This is a genomic window from Frankia sp. CeCAU1 (assembly GCF_977971845.1).
In genome coordinates this window covers 1,619-5,218 of record NZ_CDWWXA010000121.1, presented here as the reverse complement: position 1 = coordinate 5,218, position 3,600 = coordinate 1,619, and the positions used below count along the sequence as shown (strand labels likewise).

3 protein-coding genes are annotated in these 3,600 nt (G+C 71.0%); 1 reads left to right on the top strand and 2 read right to left on the bottom strand.

Annotated features, from left to right (window positions below):
* Positions 1 to 1,553 (bottom strand): toll/interleukin-1 receptor domain-containing protein (locus tag AC08OO_RS18250; protein ID WP_476618812.1); only part of this gene is annotated, 1,553 nt, incomplete at its 3' end.
* A gap of 47 nt (positions 1,554 to 1,600) precedes the next feature.
* Entirely contained in the window at positions 1,601 to 2,692 is a 1,092-nt protein-coding gene (bioB, locus tag AC08OO_RS18245; RefSeq protein WP_011438549.1) for a biotin synthase BioB, read from the bottom strand.
* 372 nt (positions 2,693 to 3,064) lie between these two features.
* Here bioB and idi point away from each other — a divergent pair.
* Positions 3,065 to 3,600 (top strand): isopentenyl-diphosphate Delta-isomerase (idi, locus tag AC08OO_RS18240; protein WP_476618811.1); only part of this gene is annotated, 536 nt, incomplete at its 3' end.

Here is a 3,600-nt window from a genome sequence, read left to right as displayed (position 1 = left end):
TCCCCGTTGCTCTCCCCCAGCTCCCCGTTGGTCTCCCCCAGCACCACCAGCGCGGGAAACAGGTCGAGCGGGATGGGCTCCGGACCGAAGAATCCGGCCAGCTGCAGCAGCTCGACGACGGCCGGTTCGTCCGGTCCGATCTCGTCCAGGGCCAGGTTCCACGCCGCGGCGACAATGAACGGATAGCGGTCCGGTTTTCCGCGGGTAAGGAGTTCCCGAGTCTCCACGCGCAACGCAGCCAGGTAGTCCGAAACGGTCATGCCGCTGGCGGCGAGCCAGGCTCCGGCCTGTTCCGCCGCCAGCGGCAGGTCCCCGACCGCGGCCGCGAGCCGCTCAGCCTCGGCGTCCTCCAGCGCGGCTCGGTGCCTCCTCAGCAGATCGATCGTGTCCCTCCGGGGCAGCACCGCGACCTCGGTTGCGGTAGCCCGACCGGCCCAGTCGGGGTTGCGCGAGGTAATCACGAGATGTCCGAACTCGGCGGTCTCCGCGGCCTGCAGAAGCCTGGACAGGTAGGGGTTGGTGGCGGTAGCACCGGCGTTGTTGCCCATGACGGCATTGCCAATAACGGCATTGCCAATAACGGCATTGTCGACGACCAACAGCCACCGGCGATGAGGTCGACCGGCGCGCAACGCCTCGGCCGCCGCGGCGGCCGCTGCCTCGTCCCCCTCCACGTGGGCGAGTCCCAGCTGGGCCGCAAGGGCGGCGAGGCCGGCGACGACCTCCGTCATCTTGTCGCCGCGGATCCACCAGACCAGGTCGTAGGCGTGGCTGTACCGGTAGGCGAACTCCACGACGAGCTCCGTCTTGCCGACCCCGCCCAGGCCATGCACCACCTGGGCCCGCACCCCCGGCACAGGGGAACCGGGGCCGGGCACGGCCCGGTCGAAGCCCGTCAGTCGCGCGCGCAGCTCGGCGAGTTCGGATGCACGCCCGACAAAGCGGGGGTTACGCACCAGTTCCGGCGGCAGCCCCCACACGAGCGGGGGCCGACCCGGATACCGCGCTGCCCGTTCGGACTCGTCCGCCGCCGCGGGCACGTCGCGGGTGTCGCGGGTGGGGAGCGGCGTGGGATTGACCGACCGCACCTGCCCTGTCACGGCGGCACGTATCCCGTCCAGCAGCCGGGCGCGAGCGGCTGCGGCGGCGCCCGGCCCGGCCAGGTCGGTCAGGTCGATCCAGGTGAGGCTGCCGAGCAGGCCGAGCGTGTCGGGCTCGCACGGCTCGACCTGCACCGGAATCAGCCGGCGTCCCCGCCCGCCCATGTCCGCCGCCCAGATCGCCTGCCACTGCGCCGCCGCGCCGACCGAGGCGAGATAGGCCGGGGTCAGCACCGCCAGGAGCCGGCCTGCGGTGGTCAGTCCCGCCTGGACGAGCGCAGGCCAGTTCGACCCGGGGACGAAGTCCCATGCCTCGAGCAGCACGCGGCGGCCAGCCCTCTCCAGGGTGTCCGCGATCCACTCCGCCCACGCCTGGTCGACGCCGGCGTAGGAGACGAAGAAGTCCACCGTCTTCCCGGCGTCGTGGGTGGTATCCGTGCCAGCCGGGTTCATCGGCTGGCCACCCGGACGCCCCGCCAGTCGAGAGGTGAAGGCCGGGATCAGGCGTTGGGCGGCAGGTCGGTGCCGGCACCGCGCTGACGTAGCGCGACCCGCTCCAGGCCCGCGCCCATGGCCAGCGCCGCCTCGGCGTCGGTGTTGAGGCCTTCCACCGTGAATCCCGCCTCGGCGATCATCTTCAGGTCCTGGTGGCCCTCCTGACCCTCACTGGTCAGGTAGTCACCAAGGAAGATGGAGTTCACCACCGAGAGGGCGAGGGGCTGCATCGAGCCGAGATGAATCTCCCGGCCGCCCGAGAGCCGCACCTCGGCCGTGGGGTTGACGAACCGGACCATGGCGAGAATGCGCAGGCACTGCCGGGGGTTGAGGTTCCACTCCGCCCCCAGGGGCGTGCCCTCGAATGGCATGAGGAAGTTGACCGGGATGGAGTCCGGGGCGAGCTCGCGCAGCGCGAAGGCGACGTCGACGAGGTCCTCGTCGCTCTCCCCCATGCCGGCGATGATACCCGAGCAGGGTGAGAGGCCGGCGTGCCTGGCTTCCTGCACCGTGTCGACCCGGTCGTTGTAGGTGTGCGTCGTGCAGATGTCTGCGTACTTCTCACCGGCCGTGTTCAGGTTGTGGTTGTAGGCGTCCGCACCGGCCGCCCGCAGCTGTGCGGCCTGCCCGTCGGACAGCAGGCCGAGGCACGCGCACACCTCCACGTCCGGATGCGCGGTCTTGATCGCGCCGATCGTGTCCGCCACTCGGTCGACGTCCCGGTCCGTCGGCCCGCGGCCGCTCGCGACCAGGCACACCCGGCGGGCACCGCCCGAGATGCCGGCGCCGGCCGTCGCGGCGGCCTCCTCGGGCTTGAGCCAGGTGTACTTCAGGATTCCCGTGTTCGAACCGAGCCGCTGCGAGCAATAGGAACAGTCCTCCGGACAGAGTCCGCTCTTGAGGTTCACCAGAAAGTTCAGCTTGACACGCCTGCCGAAGTACCTCCGCCGGAGCCGGTAGGCGGCGGCGACGACGTCCAAGAGATCGTCGTCGTCACTGCGCAGGACGGCCAGGGCCTCGTCCCGGGTCGGAGCCTGACCACTCACCCCCTTGCTGACAAGGCTGTTCAGAGTGGCTGACAGGTCCATGTCCGTCATCCTCGATCCTCTGCTGGCACGGCGGGCACTGGCGGGCGGCGGAAACCTGCGGGTGATCGTCCTTCCGCCGCGTCCACACTCTCATCGTTGCCTTGATCGGAACCAGCGATCGCCCACGCCGGGGCGGGGGTACGGCCGGGGTTGCCCGGACGTGGACGTGGCCAACCGGCGCCGGCGGGCAGGAAGGGGAGGATGGGTATGTGGCGACTGGATCCCGGGTGGAGGAGAACGACGCGTGCGTGTCGGGCGACAGCGTCGCCGGCGCCCACCCCACACCGACCGAACCAGCGACTGGACCTTCGAGTGGAAACTGGACCTTCGACCGGAAAGTGAGGCCCACCAGTGAGCCCGCAAGGATCCGACTCCGACGTCGTGACGGTGCCGCGTGACGCGGCGTCACCACAGACGGTGTCGCGTGACACCGCGTCGGTCCCGCCCGCCGACGAGGTCGTGCTCCTCGACGCCGAACGCCGCCCCTGCGGGACGGCGCCGCGGATCGCCGTGCACGGCCTCGACACCCCCCTGCACCTGGCGTTCTCGTCCTACCTTTTCGACCCGTCCGGCAGGCTGCTCGTCACCCGCCGGGCGCTCGACAAGCGGACCTGGCCGGGGGTGTGGACGAACAGCTGCTGTGGGCATCCCCGCCCAGGCGAGGATCTGGCGCGGGCCGTCGAGCGCCGGGTAGGCCAGGAACTCCGCCTGGAGTTGACCGACCTGCACTGCGCGCTGCCGGACTTCGCCTACCGCGCCACCGCCGCCGACGGTCTCGTGGAGAACGAGGTCTGCCCGGTCTACGTGGCGCGGGCGCTCGGGGACCCGGATCCGGACCCGGCCGAGGTGGTCGAGTGGCGCTGGGTCGAGTGGGACGACTACCGCCGGGTGGCCGCCGCCGCGCCCTGGGCGCTAAG